The sequence below is a fragment of the Denitrobacterium detoxificans genome (genome assembly GCF_001643775.1).
Taxonomy (GTDB): Bacteria; Actinomycetota; Coriobacteriia; order Coriobacteriales; family Eggerthellaceae; genus Denitrobacterium; species Denitrobacterium detoxificans.
Genome location: NZ_CP011402.1, coordinates 321,549 through 340,617, shown reverse-complemented (window position 1 = coordinate 340,617; position 19,069 = coordinate 321,549). Strand labels below are relative to the sequence as shown.

17 protein-coding genes are annotated in these 19,069 nt (G+C 60.5%); 3 read left to right on the top strand and 14 right to left on the bottom strand.

The window, feature by feature from the left end:
• Nucleotides 1-2 precede the first annotated feature (2 nt).
• Genes AAY81_RS10070 through AAY81_RS01330 form a run of 4 tightly spaced genes read right to left on the bottom strand, consistent with a single transcriptional unit; the run spans nt 3 to nt 4,406 of the window.
• Nucleotides 3-2,618 (bottom strand): DegT/DnrJ/EryC1/StrS family aminotransferase, encoded by a 2,616-nt coding sequence (locus tag AAY81_RS10070; protein ID WP_082867790.1) that lies wholly within the window; start codon nt 2,616-2,618, stop codon nt 3-5.
• On the bottom strand, nt 2,615-3,568 hold the full coding sequence (locus AAY81_RS01340; RefSeq protein WP_066660480.1) for a glycosyltransferase family 2 protein: 954 nt from the start codon (nt 3,566-3,568) through the stop codon (nt 2,615-2,617). Before AAY81_RS01340 ends, AAY81_RS10070 begins: the two co-directional genes overlap by 4 nt.
• Nucleotide 3,569: 1 nt before the next feature.
• Nucleotides 3,570-3,962: a DUF2304 domain-containing protein gene (locus AAY81_RS01335; RefSeq protein WP_066660478.1), complete on the bottom strand. Its 393-nt coding sequence runs from the start codon at nt 3,960-3,962 to the stop codon at nt 3,570-3,572.
• Nucleotides 3,963-3,968: 6 nt separating this feature from the next.
• Complete coding sequence (locus tag AAY81_RS01330; RefSeq protein ID WP_143117384.1) at nt 3,969-4,406, bottom strand: glycosyltransferase family protein; 438 nt, start codon at nt 4,404-4,406, stop codon at nt 3,969-3,971.
• Nucleotides 4,407-4,527: 121 nt separating this feature from the next.
• On the opposite strand from AAY81_RS01330, the gene AAY81_RS01325 reads away from it, so the two are divergent.
• Nucleotides 4,528-5,901: an ISL3 family transposase gene (locus AAY81_RS01325; RefSeq protein WP_066660379.1), complete on the top strand. Its 1,374-nt coding sequence runs from the start codon at nt 4,528-4,530 to the stop codon at nt 5,899-5,901.
• Nucleotide 5,902: 1 nt separating this feature from the next.
• Here AAY81_RS01325 and AAY81_RS01320 read toward each other — a convergent pair whose 3' ends face one another.
• Both AAY81_RS01320 and AAY81_RS10350 read right to left on the bottom strand, forming a co-directional pair.
• Nucleotides 5,903-6,220, bottom strand: a complete 318-nt coding sequence (locus AAY81_RS01320) for a glycosyltransferase family 2 protein (protein WP_082867789.1) — start codon at nt 6,218-6,220, stop codon at nt 5,903-5,905.
• Nucleotides 6,221-6,283: 63 nt separating this feature from the next.
• On the bottom strand, nt 6,284-7,180 hold the full coding sequence (locus AAY81_RS10350; protein ID WP_066660474.1) for a glycosyltransferase: 897 nt from the start codon (nt 7,178-7,180) through the stop codon (nt 6,284-6,286).
• Between the two features lie 111 nt (nt 7,181-7,291).
• Here AAY81_RS10350 and AAY81_RS10065 point away from each other — a divergent pair, with 111 nt between their 5' ends.
• On the top strand, nt 7,292-8,656 hold the full coding sequence (locus AAY81_RS10065) for a DUF2142 domain-containing protein (RefSeq protein ID WP_066660471.1): 1,365 nt from the start codon (nt 7,292-7,294) through the stop codon (nt 8,654-8,656).
• 12 nt (nt 8,657-8,668) lie between these two features.
• On the opposite strand, the gene AAY81_RS01305 is transcribed toward AAY81_RS10065, so the two are convergent.
• From AAY81_RS01305 to AAY81_RS01295, 3 genes are all read right to left on the bottom strand, one after another.
• Complete coding sequence (locus AAY81_RS01305; RefSeq protein ID WP_143117390.1) at nt 8,669-9,313, bottom strand: hypothetical protein; 645 nt, start codon at nt 9,311-9,313, stop codon at nt 8,669-8,671.
• A gap of 90 nt (nt 9,314-9,403) precedes the next feature.
• Nucleotides 9,404-10,927, bottom strand: a complete 1,524-nt coding sequence (locus AAY81_RS01300) for a D-alanyl-D-alanine carboxypeptidase family protein (RefSeq protein WP_066660466.1) — start codon at nt 10,925-10,927, stop codon at nt 9,404-9,406.
• 47 nt (nt 10,928-10,974) lie between these two features.
• A complete protein-coding gene (locus AAY81_RS01295) occupies nt 10,975-12,306 on the bottom strand; it encodes a hypothetical protein (RefSeq protein WP_066660462.1) in 1,332 nt (443 codons plus the stop codon).
• A 95-nt stretch (nt 12,307-12,401) separates the two neighbouring features.
• Here AAY81_RS01295 and AAY81_RS01290 point away from each other — a divergent pair, with 95 nt between their 5' ends.
• Nucleotides 12,402-13,190: a glycosyltransferase gene (locus AAY81_RS01290; protein ID WP_066660459.1), complete on the top strand. Its 789-nt coding sequence runs from the start codon at nt 12,402-12,404 to the stop codon at nt 13,188-13,190.
• A gap of 1 nt (nt 13,191) precedes the next feature.
• Here the strand turns inward: AAY81_RS01290 and AAY81_RS01285 are convergent, their stop codons facing one another.
• From AAY81_RS01285 to AAY81_RS01265, 5 genes are all read right to left on the bottom strand, one after another.
• Nucleotides 13,192-14,163: a glycosyltransferase family 2 protein gene (locus AAY81_RS01285; RefSeq protein ID WP_066660456.1), complete on the bottom strand. Its 972-nt coding sequence runs from the start codon at nt 14,161-14,163 to the stop codon at nt 13,192-13,194.
• Nucleotides 14,164-14,166: 3 nt separating this feature from the next.
• Complete coding sequence (locus tag AAY81_RS01280; protein WP_066660453.1) at nt 14,167-15,381, bottom strand: nucleotide sugar dehydrogenase; 1,215 nt, start codon at nt 15,379-15,381, stop codon at nt 14,167-14,169.
• 12 nt (nt 15,382-15,393) lie between these two features.
• On the bottom strand, nt 15,394-17,460 hold the full coding sequence (locus tag AAY81_RS01275; protein ID WP_066660450.1) for a DUF6541 family protein: 2,067 nt from the start codon (nt 17,458-17,460) through the stop codon (nt 15,394-15,396).
• Between the two features lie 106 nt (nt 17,461-17,566).
• The gene (locus AAY81_RS01270) at nt 17,567-18,250 is read right to left on the bottom strand and encodes a molecular chaperone TorD family protein (RefSeq protein WP_074777324.1); all 684 of its coding nucleotides are present in this window, start codon (nt 18,248-18,250) and stop codon (nt 17,567-17,569) included.
• Between the two features lie 8 nt (nt 18,251-18,258).
• Entirely contained in the window at nt 18,259-19,047 is a 789-nt protein-coding gene (locus AAY81_RS01265; RefSeq protein WP_169815775.1) for a MarR family winged helix-turn-helix transcriptional regulator, read from the bottom strand.
• Between the last annotated feature and the right edge of the window lie 22 nt (nt 19,048-19,069).

The window sequence follows — 19,069 nt, the reverse complement described above, 5'->3', positions numbered from 1 at the left end:
GCTTAGCGCGCCTGACACCCAAGCACGATATCGCAGATGCGGTCGACCTGGTTCAGGGGAAGCGACGCGTACATGGGAAGGGTGAGCACCCGCTGCGCCACATCGCGCGCCACGGGCGTTTCCGCGCTGGAATACGTATCGCGATAGCACGCATAATCGCTGATGAGCGGGAAGAAGTACTTGCGCGCGCCAATACCCTCCGCCGCCAGGGCATCCTTCACGGTGTCGCGGCTCGCGCCAAATTCGTCTTGGAAGATCACGGGGAAGTACGCGTAATTGTGCGTCACGTTCGCCGGAACGTCGAAGAGCTTCAAGCCAGGCGTACCGGCCAGGCGCTCCATATAGCGCTCGTGCACGGACTTACGCAGGGCGATTTCGCTATCCAAGTGGCGCAGATTGCAAATGCCCATAGCGGCGCAGAACTCGTTCATCTTCGCGTTGCCACCCACGTATTCCACGTCTTCCGGCCCGATGATGCCGAAGTTCTTCCACTGGTTCAACACGTCGTAGAGCGAAGAATCCCGGAAGCACACCGCACCACCCTCGATAGTGTTGAACACCTTGGTAGCGTGGAAGCTGAACATGGAGGCATCGCCAAATGCAGCCGCCGAAACGCCATCGCGTTCCACGCCGAACGCATGCGCCGCATCGTAGATGACCTTCAGCCCATGTTTATCGGCGATGTCCTGAATGGCCTGCGTATCGCAGAGGTTGCCATACACGTGCACGGGCAGGATGGCGCAGGTACGCGGCGTGATGGCGCGCTCGATGGACGCCGGGTCCAGCGTGCAATCGCTACGACGGATGTCGGCGAACACGGGCGTAAGGCCCTTGCGCACGATGGCGTGCGTAGTGGACGCGAACGAGAACGGCGTGGTGATGACCTCGCCTTCCAGCTGAAGCGCCTCCAAGATGCATTCGAGCGCATTGTGCCCATTCGTGAACAGGGCGATGTTCTGCACGCCCAGGCGATCCTTCAGCTGAGCTTCGAGCTCCGCATGCTTTTCGCCCATGTTGGTGAGCCAATGGGACTCCCACAGCGGCGCAATCTCGTTCACAAACTCCTGAAACGGAGGCAGCGAAGAGCGAGTTACCAAAATGGGGTCTGCGGCCATGAGATTCCTTCCGTGCAAAACGTATCTGCCAGTATACGACTTAGCGGCCACGCCGTGCGGAAATGGCCTCGCGCGCCATTCCGACCAGATATTCGAATTCCTCCACGTGGAACAGCCTCGCAAGCAGCGCGTATGCCCCACGAACACGACAACTTGGACGGCAATCTGCCCCAGGGCGGGAAGCCCCAGCAACGCAAGCGGGGCCGCAAGGGCCATCGACACGATCGTAAGCGCAATGCCGGGCGCAATGTCGCGCAGCTGCTCCCCGTATGAATAGCCAATGACGCGCTTGTTGGGATGCGCGTTCACGAACGTAGAGATAACGCCCGACAGGATGTACGCCCCCACCATGAGATAAATATCCTTCAGCACCAGGCCAAAGAACAAGATGAACGCAATCCCATAGCACTTCTTGATGATTTCGAGTTTCAGGAACAGGTCGCTGCGACCCATGCCGTTGAGCGTCTGCAGGTTCGTGGTGTGGATGGGCAGCATTGCGTACACGACGCAGTACATCTGCATGAACGGCACGCAGGGCAGCCACTGCTCGCCCAGCAGAAGCAGCACGATAGGCTGCGCGGTTACGGCAAACAGACCCATGGCGGGCAGAATGAGGAACGTGCTCGTCTTGATGGCGCGACGCACCAGGCCCTTCACGTTCGCCAGGTCGTCCTTGGCGCGCGCCACCGCCGACATCATGACGGGCTGGATGGCCCCATCGAGCGTGGTGCCCAACGCAGCCGGGTATTTCTTGCCCTGCGAAACCAAACCAAGCTGGGCTTGTGAGAACTGCTTGCCGATGATCAGGTCGGAAAGGCTTTCGTAGCCCGTCTGCAGAAGACCCGACGCCAGCAGCTTCCAGCCGAAGGAAAAATGAACACGCGCACGTTCGGCGCTGAACGTGAACTGAGGAAGCCAGCGATTCTGCACGAACAGGACGAAGCTGTATATAACCTGGTAGGCAAGCTGTTGAACGACGAGCGCCCAGAGCCCTGCCCCCAGCGCGGCAGACGCAATGCCCAAGGCGCCCGACGCAACCACCGAGACGACGCCCGCCCAGAAGATCTTGCGGAACTGCAGTTCACGCTGCACACTCGCCACTTGCACGGAATTGAACGCATTGATGAACAGGATGATGGTAAGCACACGCAGGGGCGCTACGAGGGCGTCATACTGGTAGAAGGCAGCAACCGCGGGTGCGGCCAGAAATACAACCACGTACAGCACCGTAGCCGTGGCGAAGCACATCCAAAACACCGTGCTGAAGTCGCGACGGTCCACATTGGATGCCTGCACGAGCGAAGTGTTCAACCCCGATTGCACGATGACGTTACCCAGGTTCACGAACACGAGCATGATGGCCAGTGCGCCGAAATCGTCGGGAGCAAGCAAGCGAGCAAGCACGATCTGCACGATAAGTGCCACGAGCGACGTGCCGCCGCGCTCCATGAGCTTCCAGAACATGGAGGAAATCGTGCGCGCCTTCAGGGTCTCGGCCTTCATCGGCGCATCCCCAGCGACAGAATGACCTGCACCACACGTTTTGCAGGCGTAGCGCGCCAGAAGCCATCGCGGCCAAGCGCACGCAAGCGCTTGGCAGGATTCCACTCCAACATGTGGCCAAAAGCGTGCGCGAGAGCAAGTTCACATTCGCCCAGCTCATCGGCATACGTTTCGGCAAAGGCACGTGCCTGGCTATGAGCCGCGCGAATGCCATCCACGGTTTCGCGCATATGGGCGGCGCGGTCGGAAAGCGAATAGCGCTGCGCACCCAGCGAATTGGCGCCATGCTGACGATATTTCATGGTGACCTGGGGCAGTACGGCAACGGCGCCCAGGGATGCCGCCACGAGCATCGTCCACCAATCGTGCATTTCCACCGCGGCAAGGCCCTCGCGCGGCGGACGCACGTTCATGAAACAAGCGCGATTCACGAGCATCGTGCAACCAGGCGCCATGTTCTCTACGAGCAGGTTATTGAACTCCACCATGCGCGTATCGCGCGCAGTATACGCCAGGTAGGAAGGCGCAATTTCTGCGCCATCCTCCGCCACAACCTGGGCATCGGTGCAGATGGCCGCAGGCGCACCATCAAGCGCAGCCTCGAGCTGACGCAGCGCTTCAAGCGAATCTGCCAGCTTGTTGGGAAGCCACATGTCGTCCTGGTCGCAGAACGCGAAATACTCCGCATCCGCCATATGCTTTTGGCAATACGCGATAAGCGAGAAAAAGTTCTCCTTCGCGCCTCCCAGGCGCTCGGGTGCGCGCATGACCACGAATCGGTCGTTGGCCTGCGCATACTCTTGCAAGATTTCGAATGTTGCATCGGCGGAGCAATCGTCCTGAGCCACGCATACCCAATCGGCATGCGTTTGCGCCACAAGCGAATCGAGCTGCTGGCGCACGAAGCGCTCGCCCTGGTACGTGGCGAGCAGTATGCAGATACGCGACATGCTATTTCACCTGTTCGGGCGCTTCTTCGCCCTGCGCCCGCGCCGCAGCCTCGCTGCGCTCGTAATGGTCGAGCTGATTGATGGCAACCTGTTCGGCCAATTCTTGCACGCGGGATTCCAGTTGCGACACGCGACGGCTACCCGCAAAGTTCTTCAGGATGAGCACGAAGATGAAGAACAGGAAGATGAAGTTGACGGGCGCCATGAACCCAAAGGCGTCCGAAGCGGCCACGGCGATTTCCGGAAAGATGCTCAGCAGCAAGATGACCAGCGAAAACGCCACCCAAAATAGGGAATCCTCGATGCGCATCTTCGAGCGCTTGATGCTATGCAGCAAGAAGACCACCAACGCCACGGCGGCCACGATAAGCACGATTCTAAGGGCAACGGACATGGCGACCTACCTGAAGAACTGAATGAGCAGGACGGAAAGGGCCGTGCGGAACATGTACATGCTCGCCGACCACGGGTTGAAATAGCTGGTACCGGCAGTGCGTTCGGCCATCTGAACGGGCACTTCCGCGATGCGAGCGCCCTTCTTGCGCATGAGATACGAAAGCGTGTCGGGCTCGGGGCCCAGGTTGGGGCCGAAGGCAAGCTCCTTGATCATGCGACGGTTGTACGCACGCATGCCCGACGTGGGGTCGGTGATTTTCGTTCCCGTAGTCAGACGAATCATGCCGCTGATAAGCGAGCCGCCGAACCCGCGCAACCCCGAAGGCTTGCGCTCGTTCACGAAACGCGACCCAATAACGACATCGTTGGTCTCCAACGCGGCCACCAGGCTATCCAGATATTCCGGGCTCTTCGGTGGTTTCTGTGGGAGAGATTCCGGCATAGGCCCAGCTCAGCGGGCGAAAACAACGATCTGGAACTGAAACGGCCCCGGGAGGGGCCGTTTCCGCGTCATCCGCCTATGATTGCTAAGCCAAATTCAGACAACCGAAGAGGTGTGACGCATGAAGAGTCTACTACTTCTCGCCCTCGGTCTGGCCCGCACGGTCGTCCTGGGCGCGCGCATCGAGGCCGAGCGCATCGTCGTGAGCGTCCGGCCCTACAAGCGCGAGCAGCGCCGCTGCCCCGTATGCGGCAGGGCCTGCGACTTCTACGACATGGCGAACCGCGGGGCCCCCAGGCTGTGGAGGGCGATGGACCTGGCGCGCTCGGCCTGCTACCTGGAGTACGCGCCCTGCAGGGTGCGCTGCCCGGAGCACGGCGTGCGCACCGAGGCCGTCCCCTGGGCGCGGCACGGGGCGCGCTTCACGCGTGACTTCGAGGACTGGGTGGCGTGGCTGGCGGTCCGCTGCACCGCCTCGGCGGTCTCCGAGCTCGCCCGCGTCGAGTGGCACAGCGTGGGCGGCGTGTGCAGGCGCGTCTACGCCGAGCTGGAGGCCGCGCGCGGCGCCTCGAGGTTCGACGGCGTGCGCCGCATCGGCATCGACGAGACGTCGTACAAGAAGGGCCACAAGTACGTCACGGTGGTCGTCGACCACGACCGCGGCTGCCTCATCTGGGCGCACGAGGGCACCGGCAAGGACGTGCTCAACCTGTTCCTCGACGAGCTCACGCGCGAGCAGAGGCGCGCCATAGAGGTGGTGACCGCCGACGGCGCGAGGTGGATAAGGCAGCTGGTCAAGCGCCGCTGCCCCAACGCGAGGTGGGTCATGGACCCCTTCCACGTGGTCCAGTGGATGAACGACGCGCTCGACGCCGTGCGCTGCGAGGAGTGGAACGCCGCCAGGGCCGCCGCCAGGGCCGCCAGGCCCAGGCCCGAGGGCAAGCGCGGCAGGCCTGCCAAAGGCGAGCTGCCGCCCGAGGAGGTCAGGGCGCTCGAGGAGGAGGCGGCCTCCATCAAGGGCAGCCGCTACGCGCTCGTGAAGAACCCCGAGGACCTCACCGACGGCCAGAGGGCGAGGCTCGAGGCGCTCAAGAAGAGGGCCGGCTCGCGGCTGGTCAGGGCCTGGGAGCTCAAGGAGGACCTGCGGGCCGTCTTCCGGGCAGCCGACGGCTCCGAGGCCGCCGAGCTGCTCGACGACTGGATGCACAGGGCCGCCTACTGCAAGATCGCCAAGGTCGTCGCCGTGGAGAAGAAGGTGCGCCGCCGGCGCGACGACATCATCGCCGCAGTCGAGCTCGGCATCAGCAACGGGCGCGTAGAGGCCATCAACAACAAGATCAAGGTGACGGTGAGGATGGGCTACGGCTTCCGCAACACCGACAACCTCGTGGCCCTGCTCATGCTCAGGTGCGGCGACTGCCAGCCCCAGCTCCCGGGTCGCCCGGTGAAGGCGAGGAAGAAGGGCGTGAAGGGAGCGAAGAGCGTTGCTGCCTAGGCTAGCCCCTTGTCACACAAACTACCGAAGCCTCATATTCCGGGAGGTGCTGGCCGTCGGCATCGAACTGAATGACGCAATCGTAGCCATTGCGATAGGCGTACTTCAAGCCCGCCTGGAACGCGCCGGAAAGCCCCACATTGATGGGCAGATCGAGAAAACGGTAGCCGCGACGTCGGCAGATATCGGCCGTGGCATCGCGCGAACCGTCATTTACGACAAGGTAGGAATACGTGGGATAGTCGGCAATAAGGGCATCGACCACGCGCTCGATGTTCTCCTCTTCGTTGTACGCGGGAATCACCAGGAGCGTCTTCATTCCCCCGCCTTACCGAAAACAATCATGAACTGCCGCTTTCTTCCCAATCCCTTGCAAACAGACCTATTTTATCCCATTGCGGGCGCATGCTTCCACGCCCCGGTGCCAACCGCGCCTGAAAGCACGCAGCAGCGCACAGCGACGGCGCTCGAACAGCAGGTTGCTCACGAATTCCTTCACGATGCAACTGCGCTCGGCGGCGTATTCCGAGGTGCCGCGATACTTGCGCAGCACAATGGCCCACGAGCGAGCCTTGTCTTCCCTGCGAAAGTCGCTGTGATTCGTGCGATACATCTGCTTCAAATGGAACCCGCGCTCTCGGCTGAACCACGGCACCTTGCGTGCGTATTGGTTGTCGCCAATGGCATGTGCGAGCGCCACTTCGTGCGTCTGCAGGATACGAAAGCCATGCAAGCGCAAGTTGGCGCAGAAATCCATGTCGACCCAATCCACGAACAGCATCTCGTCGAATCCGCCCACCGCTTCGTACGCGGCCACGCTCACGAGCGAGCCGGAATTGATGGCACGGGGCACCTGGCAAACGGCATCGGAGGTTTCCAGGGCGTCGCCTTCCAGGTAGTTGCCAATGAGCGGACACACCAGGCCGACATCTTCGCCCAGATGGCGGGCGAGCGTCTGCACCATGCCCGGAGCCGACGTACTGTCCTCGTCGAGCAGCAGCACAGCCGCAGCGCCCGCATCGCGCGCCGCGCGCACGCCGCGGTTCAACGCAGCGGCCACGCCCAGGTTCTGGCCGTTTTCGACCACCGTGCAACCAGCTATTTCAGCAGCCACATCGCGAACGGCCTGCACGTCCTGCGATCCATTATCGACTACGAACACGCCCGCTACCTGGCCGGACACCGCCCGCAGGTTGTCCTTCAGACGCGCAAGGTCGGGATTGAACGTAACGATCGTGGCATAAATGCGTTCTTGGGGATATGTCGAGGTAGTTTTCACGGCGCTTATTCTATCGCACCTGCGCAAATGCGCGCACGTGGCACATTTCGCCAGCCCAGCAGGCACAGAGCATGGTATCGTTTTGCGAAACGGAAACCAACTGGGGGAACTGTGAGCACGAGCAAGCATATTGGGTTCGACATCGCCTTCGCTATCATCAGCGTGGTCTTCCTGATCGTGGGCATATTTGCCTCGCCGCTGTTCAACGTTCCCGACGAAGAGTCACACTTCTGCCGCGCCTACCAAGTGTCGGAAGGGTGCCTGATCTCGTACGCCGACCCCAATGATCCCACGAACGGCCTGATGGGAGGCATATTGCCCACCGCCGTTGCCGTACCCGACGAACTCGCCCGAACGCACACCCACGCCGACGTAGCCGACTACGCCACACGCACCATCGACAACAGTGACTGCTCGTTCGTTTCGTTCCGCAATACCGCACTCTACAGCCCCGCATCCTACACGCCCCAGGCACTGGGAATCGCCATCGCGCGCCTGCTCACCGGCAATGTTGCCACCCTAGCCTACGCAGGGCGCTTCATGAACTGGCTGGCAGCGGTGGCCATCATCTTCCTCTGTCTGCGATTCCTGCCCACGGGCAAACCCATCGCATTCGCGCTTGCACTGCTGCCCATGATGCAGCAGGAACTGTTCTCACTGGCCACCGACGGCATATCGTTTGCGCTCTGTCTGGCCATCGTGACTTGCGCGCTCTATTGGCGCGAGCAAGACCGCACCATGGGCCTTCGCCACCTGGCGCTCATCGCGGCAATAGTGCTTGCGCTTTCCCAGTTCAAGATCGTGTACGTGCCCATCTGCCTGGTGCTCTTCCTCATTCCCATCGAACGATTCGGCGGCAAGGGACGTTATACCTGTTCCGTCGCGTGCATTGGGGCGCTGGGGATTGCCGGTTGCCTGGGTTGGCTTTCCATCTCGTCGGACATATTGGCGCACGAGGCGCTGGGCGCAGGCGTAGACCCCGATGCCCAAATGGCGTTCGTAAAGGCAAACCCGTTCGCGCTCGTTGCGTCCATGGCACGCACTTTCGCCGTGAACCTGCCGTTCTACCTGGAATCTTCCACTGCCGACTACCTGGCTTGGATGGGCATACGCGTAAACCCGCTCATCGTGATTCTGTATCTGCTGCTTCTTGCCACTGTTGCCATTTCCGGAACCGAACCCCTGAAGCGGCCATTCACCCTGCGCACGCGCTTGGCGCTCACGGGCATTGCGCTTCTGATCTGCGCGCTCATCTACGCCAGCCTGTACTTGCAATACACGCCCGTGGGGTCTTCCATGGTGGGCGGTACGCAAGGACGCTACTTCATCCCGCTCTATCTGCTGATTATGCTGGCATGCATGTCGAACAAGAACCTGCTGCCCGCCAAACTGGGCAGCCCCCTACGCTGGCTTCCACCCACAACGCTCATCCTGGGCCTAGCCACAGGCTTCACCGCCATCGCCCACGTGATGTAGGGGCGCCATGCCCTACAAAATATTCTTCTCGAAATCCCTGTTGGGAATGCGATTCGCGGGCCTCCACCAGTAGTCCCCGCTCTCGGGAACATCGCCAGACGCGAGGCATCTCCTCGCGCAATCCTCCACGTATAAACAATCGACCTCAAACGAATCAACCGGCTTGATTCTGTCGCACGAATAACGCCCCTCGCGATCGCCACCGAGGAAAAAAGCCACCTCCACTAACGCACCAGGCTGAAGCCTATCCTCTGTCGCCTTGCTCAGCATATCCACGGCATAATCGCAATCCAAAGCAATGACGACATCGGGGCACAGCCCATGACGTTGTGGGAATCCACACAAATAGTTTGGAGGCGTCTCTAAGTCATTCGGAAGGGAGAGCAACGCATTCGAGTCGGGCAACAGCTCAACAACGGCCGTCTGAGTCGCGGAATCATATTCCAAAAGATAGCCATGCCCATCATTCATTATGTCGTAATATCCACCTACCAGCCATTCCTCTTGCCTGCCCACGCGCCCACGCGGCTCAAACAAAACGAAAAGAATGGCAGCGATAAGAATTACCACGCCGGCAACAGCCAACAATCGCATCGCCAAACGCGATGTATCGTGGGAAAGGCCTTTCACCGAAGGTCGAGCAGCATACAATGCCATGGGTCACGCGCCTCGATTGTACGAACGGGCAAGCAACTTCGAACAGCAAAACTTGCCGCTATTGTTCGCCTTCGAGAGGGAAACGTCAACCTAACGCGTTTCGAGCCAATCGATGATGTGGTCGATTTCGCGGACGTCGGTTCCGCCGGTGGCGGAAGTATGATCGGCAGCCAGAAGGACGATGTAGTACGTTTCGCCGTTCACATTAGCCTTGGCAAGCATGGATTCACGTTCATTCGTACCCGTCTTTATGCAGGTGAAATCGTTGCTGCCAAGCTTCTGCCCCGAAATGGGCGCGTCGGCAGCCGCGGCGTTCAGCGTAAGCAGCATCATGTCGTTGGCGGTGGACTGGTTGTTCTTCATGCCACCCGAAAACGAGGAGAACCCACTCGTAAACACCCCATTGCCCGGGCCGAAAAGTCCCGAGGGTGACACGAAGCTGGTGTTACTCATGCCAATTTCCGTTGCACGCTCGTCCATGGCACGCAGCGCGTTCGTCATGTCGCCCCAATCAGTTCCCGAAGCGCCATACCGCGCACGGGCAACGTAGCGCGCCAGGGCGTGCGCATACGGGTTCGACGACGTGAGCATGCACTGCGCCTCGATCTTCGCGGCGCTGGCGGTATGCCACGGCTGATTTTCAGGCGAATCGAACGGCTCGGCAATCTGCGTATCGTACGAGGAGAGGCTCACCTGGCTATCGTCGTCCAGGTATTCGCTGGCCAGCCAACACGTAAGCAGCTTGGTGGTGGAGGCGATCTCGCAACGCGTATACGGGTTCTTCTGCGCAACCACCGTGCCATCGGCCGTGGCCACCAGCACGCCGTAGGCGCTCAGCGAAACAGGCAGGTCGACGGCGGAATCGTAGTTGAGCGTTACCAAGTTGCCCCAGGGAACCTCGGGCGCGCCGACGCTCCAAGCGATCTGCAGTGGCGAGGACGAGCCATCTTCCCATACGTGATTGGCATCGGGCGTAACCACGGCAACGTACTCCCCCGGCTCGACAGCGCTCCCATCCTCCACGGTATAGCCATCGCCCTCGGGGACGCCCACTTGGCTGGTCTTGCCATCTGCAACCAGGCCCGATACGGGCTCAGGTGCGGCGATGGGAGCGGGCGCGATCTTCGCCTCGCATACGATGGTGGCATCCTTGTAGTTGCCGCCGCCCTCGACCGTCATCGTTACCTCGTAGCTACCGGCATTGGTAGCCGTGGGGCGTTCGGATTCCACGCCATTCACGCCATAGGACACGGAAACGCCTTCGGGTACTTCTTGCGTAGAAACGAGCGACTGCTCTTCGCCCGTGAACGTGGAATCGACCGTGAAGGCCGAGACATCGAGTGACGCCTTGTCGATTTCCCAGGTCACACGCTTGGGCTCGATGCTACCGTCGGGCCAATGACGGCCCTCGCGCAGCGTGGCGGTAACCGTATACTCACCGGCGTTCGTGGCATCCACCTGACCCGACAGCGTATAGCCCTCGGCCTCCGAAACGCCTTCCTGCGCCGAGCCGTTATAGGTAAGACCGCTTGCGATAGCAGGCATGGGAACTTCGGCCAACGCGTACGCCGCAAAGAACAGGCCAGCGCACAACGCCAGGGCGCCGACTGCCACCGCCCATTGAAACGCATTCTTTCGCACGAAGCCACTCACGAAACACCCTACTGCACGTAATCCCAGAGCCAATTGACGATGGCAGTGGTCTCATTCACGTCGGTTCCGCCCTGGCTGGAAGTGTGGTCGGCAGCCATGAGGGCGATGTAGTACGTCTTGCCCTTTATTCGTATCATCGAAAGCATGGATTCGCGCTCATTCGTTCCCGTTTTGATATTCGTGAACTTGTGCGGGCTGCCAAACGTGTTTCCCACGATATGCGTTCCCGCCGGCACGGCATTCAGGGTAAGCAGCATCATGTCGTTTCCCGTGGATCGATTATTCGTCATGCCCTTGGAATTGCTGCTGAAATCCTTCGTAAAGTTGCCGTTCTTCGGTCCGAACAAGCCCGAGGGCGAAACGAACGTGGTGTTCGTCATGCCAATTTCCACGGCGCGCTCCTGCATGGCGCGCACGCCATTGCGCATATCGCCCCAGTCGGTGCCCGTTGCCCCGTACTTTTCCCGCGCCACGTAGCGAGCGAGCGTGTGCGCATAGGGGTTCGACGACACGTACATGCACTGCTTGGCCACGACGGATGCCGAATTGGCCTTCCACGGCTGGTCGCGATCGTAGGCAAACGGCTGGGCAATCTGAATGTCGTAATCGGAAAGCGTGACCTGGGCATCCCCCAGGCTCTCCTGGGCGAGCCAGCACGTCATGAGCTTCGCCGTGGAACCCGTCTCGCACTTCTTGTTCGGCGATTTGCTGGCGATGACCACGCCGTCTTCGCGCGCCACCACCACGCTGTATGCGGAAACGGAAACGGGCAGGTTCACCGCCTGAGAGTAATCGAGCGACGTAATGAAGTCGCTTTCAGATGGTTCGTAACCATACCAGCATACGCCCTCGGCATTCCAGCCCAGGCTTACGAGGTGGTCGTTTTCCTGCGCGCTCAGCGTGTAGTTATGCGAGCCCGACGAGGCATTGGGGTTGTACTGGCGATAGAGCGGCTGGCCCGCCGAAGCGCTTGCCGACCTCCAGCCCACGCCCTCGTAGTTCCAGCCCAGCGCAACCAGAAAGTCCTTCTCTTCAGCGGCCATGGTGTAGTGATGATCGCCGCCGTTGGGGTTGTACAGGCGATACACGGGAGACCCCGACGCCGGGGCAATCCAACCCACGCCCTCGTAGGTCCAGCCAAGGCGATGCAAGTTGGTCATCTCCATCACGTTCGCCGTATAGAAATGCTCGCCACCATTGGGGTTGTACAAGCGGTACATTTTCTGATCGCTCGCGGCATATGCCGAGGCGGGCGCTACAAGCGCAGCGGCAAACGCCACTGCGGCCACAGCAAGCAGCAGTGCAAGATAATGCTTGGAAGTACTCTTAGCGGGGTTCATTCCTCGCCACCCTTCGCGTATCCTTGATACGCTGTCCCAGTTCCCTTTGGCGTAACTATACGACAGCGTTCTGAAGATATGAGGGAGGAAATGACATGTCCACACACGCATTTGCGATTTGCGCCTATGGACAAAGCCCCTATCTGGAAGAATGCATTGCTTCGATCGAGCTTCAGGAAACCGTAGCCGACGAGGTATTCATCGCCACGTCCACACCCAGCGAATGGCTGGAAGACATCGCGTGCAGGCACGGGCTGCCCCTGCACGTAAACGCCGAGGGGCGAGGCATTGGTGCCGATTGGAACTATGCGTATGAGCAGGCGACCGCCGACTACGTGACCATTGCGCACCAAGACGACGTCTACCTACCTGAATACGCCACGCACGCACGCGCCATGCTCAATAGCGCCAGCGATGGGCTCATCTTCTTCAGCGACTACGCCGAAATCCGCAACGGTGAAACGGTGAGCGATGGCACGCTGCCCCGCGTGAAGCGCCGCCTGCTCGCACCGCTCGCCAAGCCCAGCAAGGCGCGCAGCACACATGCGCGTCGTCACGCGCTGGCCTGGGGAAATGCTATCTGCTGCCCCGCGGTCACGTTCAATGCGACAAACTGCCCCACCCCGCCGTTTCACGCGGGCATGAAGAGCAACGTCGACTGGGATACCTGGGAACGCCTTTCACGCATGGAGGGCGCATTCCTGTACGACCCTCAGCCCCTCATGCTCCATCGCATTCACGAAGCTTCTACTACTACGTCTCTCATCGGCGATTCCACGCGCACGGCAGAAGACCTAGCCATGTTAAAGCGCTTCTGGCCCGCACCCATCGCACACGCCATCGCATGCGTGTACGCGCGCGGGGAAGCCGCCAACGACCTGTAGGCTATTTCAGGCGCAATGCCGCGGCAAACAGGCGCGGATGACAAACAAACAACCAGGTGGCAATACGTGCTCCACGGCTATCGCCTCGCGGCCTGCCCATGCGGGCGTAGAGGTCAGAGCGCCACGTGGGCACGTGGGCATCGAGCCACGCGCGCAACAGAACCGTGCGCTCCGCAGCCAATTCCGGACCATCGCCGTCGCGCGTGAGAAACAGCGAGAACACGCCCAAGCGCACCATAGCATGCACGAACAAGGCGTCTTGCCTACCCGACGCATCCACGCCCACGCGATCGACCAGGGCGCTCATGGCGCGGTCGAATTCCAACCCTTCGGAGGTCCGCTGGCTGGTATTGGACACGCTCTCCGGGTTCATGAACCAGTTGTAGCCGCAGTACGGAACCACTTCCGTACGCTGCGCGGCATAGATGGCCGGAATCGAGAAATACAGGTCCTCGTAGATGTTCGCAGAAAGGAAGCTCAGGTCATTCGCCAGCAGGAATTCCCTACGGTAGAGCTTCGCCCATGCGGCAAGCACCGCGAAGGGCGCCCATTCCTCACCCGGATGCGGCACGATTTCGCTGGCCACCGAACCGTCGGCATGCGGGCGACGGTATCCGCCAAACACAATGTCGGCGCCTTCGCCCACATGAGATGCCAGCTGCTCCAGAAAATCGGGGTCGAGCCAATCGTCGTTATCCAGGAACGCCACGTATTCGCCCCGCGCGAGCTCGATGGCGCGATTGCGCGCCTCGGCCGCACCAGCGTTCGCCCGATGCTCCACGCGCACGCGTTTGGGTTCGCGTTGGGCATACGCGTCCAGAATGGCCGGCGAGCCATCGGAAGAGCCATCGTCGATGGCCACGATCTCGAACGACCCGTACGTTTGCGCAAGCACGCTATCAAGACATCGTTCCAGATAGCGTTCCGCGTTGTAGACGGGAATGAGAATGGATATGAGCACGTTTTCCACCATGCGCTAGCCCTGGCCGTACAGATCGCGCGTGTAAACCTTGCCGCGCACGTCATCGAGTTCCGCCGTCATGCGATTCGCGGCAATGACGTCGCTCTCACGCTTGAATTCTTCCAGGTCACGCACGACGGGGCTCCCGAAGAACGCATCAGCCTCCAGCGTGGGTTCGTACACGATGACACGCGCGCCCTTCGCCTTCACGCGCTTCATGACGCCCTGGATCGACGACGCGCGGAAATTGTCGGAGCCCGTTTTCATGGTAAGGCGATAAATACCCACCGTGACCTGCGACGCCGATTCAGCCGACCACCCCGCGGCCTGCAATACGCGGTCGGCAATAAAGTCCTTGCGCGTGCGATTGGCCTGAACGATGGCCGCAATGATGTCCTGCGGCACATCAGCATAGTTTGCCAGCAGCTGCTTGGAGTCCTTCGGCAGGCAGTAGCCGCCATAGCCGAACGACGGATTGTTGTAATGCGTGCCAATGCGCGGATCAAGCCCCACGGCATCGATGATCTGCTTGCTATCGAGCCCGCGCGTCTCCGCATAGGTGTCGAGCTCGTTGAAATACGCCACGCGCAAGGCTAAGTACGTATTCGCGAAGAGCTTCACGGCCTCGGCCTCGGTGGCGCTCATGATGCGCTGTGGCGTTTCCTCGTCGAGACTGCCCTCCTGCAGCAAGGCGGCAAACATTTCCGCATGCTGGCGCAGAGCCGCCTCGTGCGCGCACGTGGGCACGCCCACAATAATGCGGCTGGGATGCAAGTTGTCGTAGAGCGCATGTCCCTCGCGCAGGAATTCAGGCGAAAAGAGGATGTTCGCCTGAGGATGCTGCTCCAATAGCGGCTGCGTGTACCCCACGGGAATGGTGGACTTAATCACGATGGGCACGGCGGGATTCACCGAAAGAACCAGGTCGATGACCTCTTCCACATGGCTTGTGTCAAACGTGTTCGCCTGGGAATCGTAGTCAGTGGGCGCGGCAACAATCACCAAGTCGGCCGTACGATACGCCTGGGCGCCGTCGAGCGTGGGATGCAGGTCGAGCTCGGCCTCCACAAGGTAGCGCTCGATTTCCTCGTCGCGAATGGGCGACACGCCCTGGCTCAGCAGTTCCACCTTGCGCGGAATAACGTCCACCGCATCCACGTGGTTGCGCTGAGACAACAGCACCGCCAACGACAGGCCCACATAGCCCGTTCCAGCAACCGCAATCCTCACGGCTATCCCCTTCTACTCTGCCACATACGAACGGTCGATGGCGTACAGACGCATGTCGCCCTCGCTCAGGACGACGGTGAACCCAGGCGTGTCATCGGTGATTTCCTCGATGCCAACCCAGTCTTTCCCCTCGTAGCGCTTTTCGACCATCGTGCGATTATCGGCCCCCGCGTAATCGAGCAGGAGCACGTATTGAATGTTCAAGTCGGACACCGCCTGCTGCACGTCTTCCGAAGTCGAAAGCTCCTTCATGTGCAAGCGCAGCAGCTTGTCCTGGTCGGACGAGCCCACGCCGTTCTTCACGCAGCGACGCCAATACGTGTCGAGCCCCTCGACGCCGTAGCTCCAGCAACTGCCATCGTTGGGCAGGTTCACCACGAGCGCGCCTTCGGGCACGATGTCCTTCACCTGCTGCACGAAGGCGTCTTCCTCGGCCGTAAAGCCAATCTGCCACGAATAATTCGTAGTCAGTTGATTACGTACCGTCATGAGACCCATGCGAATGTCGCGCTTCTCGCTGAAGTACACGTGTAACGGGGCGAATTGGCACACGAGCATAACGACGACAACCGCACTCGCAACCACACGCACGCCCACGGTACCGAGCTTGTTCCCGCCGTGCAAACGACGCGCCAGGGCAAGGCAGGCGTCAATGAGCCACTGTAGGCCCATAGCAGCAAGCGGAATGGCAAACAGAGCAGCCATGGCGCCCGTGCGACGGTAGTCGGAATACCAGAAGCCCGCTAGCAGGTGCTTGATGGGCCAATCGGTGCCCACGTCAACAAAATAGATGAGCATGGCGCATGCGAATGCCGCCGTCATCCACAGGTAACGGCGATGCCCCTTACGGCACGTGCGGATGATGCCCAAGAGAACAACCACGCTCAAAAACGGCTGAATACCGCCATGCGTGCTGAACATGAACGTGAGCCCCGAAGCAATGCCCTCGGCAAGCGAAAGCGTGGCAGGCGTTTCGTATTCGACCACCGCTTGCAGAGGAGGTGCGAAATAAAACCCTACCCACACTACGCACGCCGCAACCACCAGGCCTACCACGCCCAGGATGCGCGCGCGGGAAAACGTAGCATGCTCGGCATTGGGCTCGAAGAAGATGCGCCACGCCGTATACGCCACGGCAATGATGCCGAACGTGAATACGCCATTGGGCTGCGCCGCCGCAATGACCGGCAAGGCAATGACCAGGCAGACGATCCATCGGGCACGGACGCCCGCGCCCTTGGCGTCGATAGCTCGCGCCAGGAACACCAGCGCAACCATCACGAATATCCAAGAGAGCAGATTGCCGAACAACTGCCCGAAGACCAGAAAGCCCCAAGGGAATCCGCAGAACGCCGGAGTCACGAGCGCGCCTGCGTACGCAAGACGCGTGTTCCCCGGGAAGAACTGGCGGAAGAAGAACAACATGACCAGCGGAAATACCAAGACCATCGAAACGATGATGGTGGCGTTGTTCGCCAGCGATACGCTATCGCCGAACACCGAGGCCACAACCGCCGCAACAACATACCAGGCGCCCGGGTAATAGCCGCCCGCAATGCCATGGTCGAGAAACGACGAGCAGTTCAAAATGGAATAGCTGCCCGAATCCAGGAAGCCGCGGATCACCGCAATGTGAAAAGCGGTGTCGTCGCTGCGCGAGAACGAATCGGGGCCGTCGATGGCGGTAAGGAAAACGATTACGGTAACAAACAGGGCAACGCCAACGTAGAGCAGGACCTGCTTGCCCACGTCTTGGCAGCAACGAGCGGAAACGGACTCGGCTTCCGGGCTAGGCCATACATGCGCGCCACGAGGCGCCGTGGGCCGAACAACCACGCGGGAAACAACGAAGCATGCCAGGCATATACCCAATGCGACCAGGGGAAGCACGTACGCGGGCATGGCCACGCCGGCCTTGTGGGCAACGATGCCCTCGGCCACGAGCAGAGCCACCGAAAACAGCGGCGCCACAGCCACCGCGTCGAAGCGGCGCATACGCAATGCGCGCGCAAAGAAAAAGCCCGGCACGTACAGCACGCACGCGCACAGCAGCGTTGCCAGCAGAAGCTCAAACCACATACGTTCCCATTCCCATGTCCCTGCAAAGCCCCACTCCGGGGGCGTAATTCCAACCCACTATCTTAATTCATCACGCGGGACATACGCGCGTGCATTCCGTTACCGCCTACGCTTCCGCAACGACGGACATGAGCAACGCCGCGTAAAACCGCACATGTGCATTGCGCGCATGCTCGAACGTTCCCGTGGCGACACCCATGGCGCAGGGGCGCAGATGCGCATCCACGAAGCTCACGTACAACTTATGCCACTCGAGCGCACTCAGGGAGTCTTCCCCATCCCACGCATCGGCTTCCGCACGCAAGACGTACCCCGCGTAATCAAGCTCGCTCGCAAGCACGTCAACGGGGGCATTCACGCCCTCCTGATTACGCAAGCCCAGCTCGCGATAGCATTCCCGCACGGCAACAACCTCGCCACGCCTGTCGGACTTCGCCCAGTGACGCCCCTCGAGGCGAACGAGTCGCGGATAGCTCCAAAAGAGGCGCGTACACTCTGCGCGTAGCTGACGCCCAGGGGAAAGCTTCGTGTCGACTTCGCCAGGCACGCAATGGGAATCGAACCACTCGGCGGAAAGCCCCGCCAGTCCAAGCGTATCCTCAAGGTCGAGACGCGCCGCGTGAGCAAGCTCGCGGCATTGGTCCACGGCATCAAACGAGGCAAGATTCTCCGCGCACTCCACGGAGGGATAGCCAAACACCTCGGAAAGCACGCTGCACAGCACGGCCTTTGACCGCACGCGAAGCGCGAAGGGGTGCTCACGCTGGAAATCCATGGAAGAAGACGCCACGGCACAACCTACTCGAACAGGTAGAGCATGTATCCGACAAGGTTTCGATACGCGTCTTGCACGTCGGGATCACACTGCGCAAAATCGCGCCCCAGACCTTCCGAGAACTGTACTACCAGGTCGTTCATGCGCTCGATTCCACGGCTCGTGACAAGGTAGCCATCTTCGTACAAAACCAGCCCCTTGCGCATCATCGCTTTAAGCTGAAATTCGATGGCAAAATCGAACAGCGCCGTCTTGGTGGACAACGATGATAAGTCGTGCGCAATATCACGCGACGATAGGATGCAAAGCAATGCCATTTGAAGCGGCAGAATGCCAGCAACCGAACACGCACGCTCGAAAAGCTGGCGATACTTGAACAGCGCGACAAGGGCCACCGAAGGGAACATGGTGGTTGGATGGCGACTTGCATCGAAACGCGCAATTGCCTGGAACTGGTCGATGAGGGCGCCCAGATCCTCTTCGCATAAATCGGGATTGGACCCCACGAGAGAAACCGCGATAGCCTCGTCGACAAGCGCGATGCGCGCCCGGCCCTTCGAGGTAACCTCACACGCAAAAGCGCGCTTGTCGGAACGACTGCGCACCCTGCGCACAAGCTCCTTTTCCTCAAGAATAGAGATGAGGTACTGCGGCGTCTTCACGAACCCGAACTCACGTTCCAAATCATGCAGTAACAGCCCCTCTCCCGCTTCCGCGACGCGAATCAGCATGGCGTATTCGCCCAGCGATAGAGCGGTTACCTGGAGGCATGCCAAATCGGTGGTTGCGCTCATGCGCTGAACCACGTACATAAATCTGGGATCGAACAATATT

Excerpts from the sequence above, each read along its gene's own strand:
- AAY81_RS10070 (WP_082867790.1), bottom strand. The coding sequence starts at position 2,618 with ATGAAGGCCGAGACCCTGAAGGCGCGCACGATTTCCTCCATGTTCTGG.
- AAY81_RS01290 (WP_066660459.1), top strand. The coding sequence starts at position 12,402 with ATGTCCACACACGCATTTGCGATTTGCGCCTATGGACAAAGCCCCTAT.
- AAY81_RS01295 (WP_066660462.1), bottom strand. The coding sequence starts at position 12,306 with ATGAACCCCGCTAAGAGTACTTCCAAGCATTATCTTGCACTGCTGCTT.
- AAY81_RS01265 (WP_169815775.1), bottom strand. The coding sequence starts at position 19,047 with ATGTACGTGGTTCAGCGCATGAGCGCAACCACCGATTTGGCATGCCTC.
- AAY81_RS01275 (WP_066660450.1), bottom strand. The coding sequence starts at position 17,460 with ATGTGGTTTGAGCTTCTGCTGGCAACGCTGCTGTGCGCGTGCGTGCTG.
- AAY81_RS01340 (WP_066660480.1), bottom strand. The coding sequence starts at position 3,568 with ATGTCGCGTATCTGCATACTGCTCGCCACGTACCAGGGCGAGCGCTTC.
- AAY81_RS01320 (WP_082867789.1), bottom strand. The coding sequence starts at position 6,220 with ATGAAGACGCTCCTGGTGATTCCCGCGTACAACGAAGAGGAGAACATC.
- AAY81_RS01285 (WP_066660456.1), bottom strand. The coding sequence starts at position 14,163 with ATGGTGGAAAACGTGCTCATATCCATTCTCATTCCCGTCTACAACGCG.
- AAY81_RS01330 (WP_143117384.1), bottom strand. The coding sequence starts at position 4,406 with ATGCCGGAATCTCTCCCACAGAAACCACCGAAGAGCCCGGAATATCTG.
- AAY81_RS01305 (WP_143117390.1), bottom strand. The coding sequence starts at position 9,313 with ATGGCATTGTATGCTGCTCGACCTTCGGTGAAAGGCCTTTCCCACGAT.
- AAY81_RS01335 (WP_066660478.1), bottom strand. The coding sequence starts at position 3,962 with ATGTCCGTTGCCCTTAGAATCGTGCTTATCGTGGCCGCCGTGGCGTTG.
- AAY81_RS01325 (WP_066660379.1), top strand. The coding sequence starts at position 4,528 with ATGAAGAGTCTACTACTTCTCGCCCTCGGTCTGGCCCGCACGGTCGTC.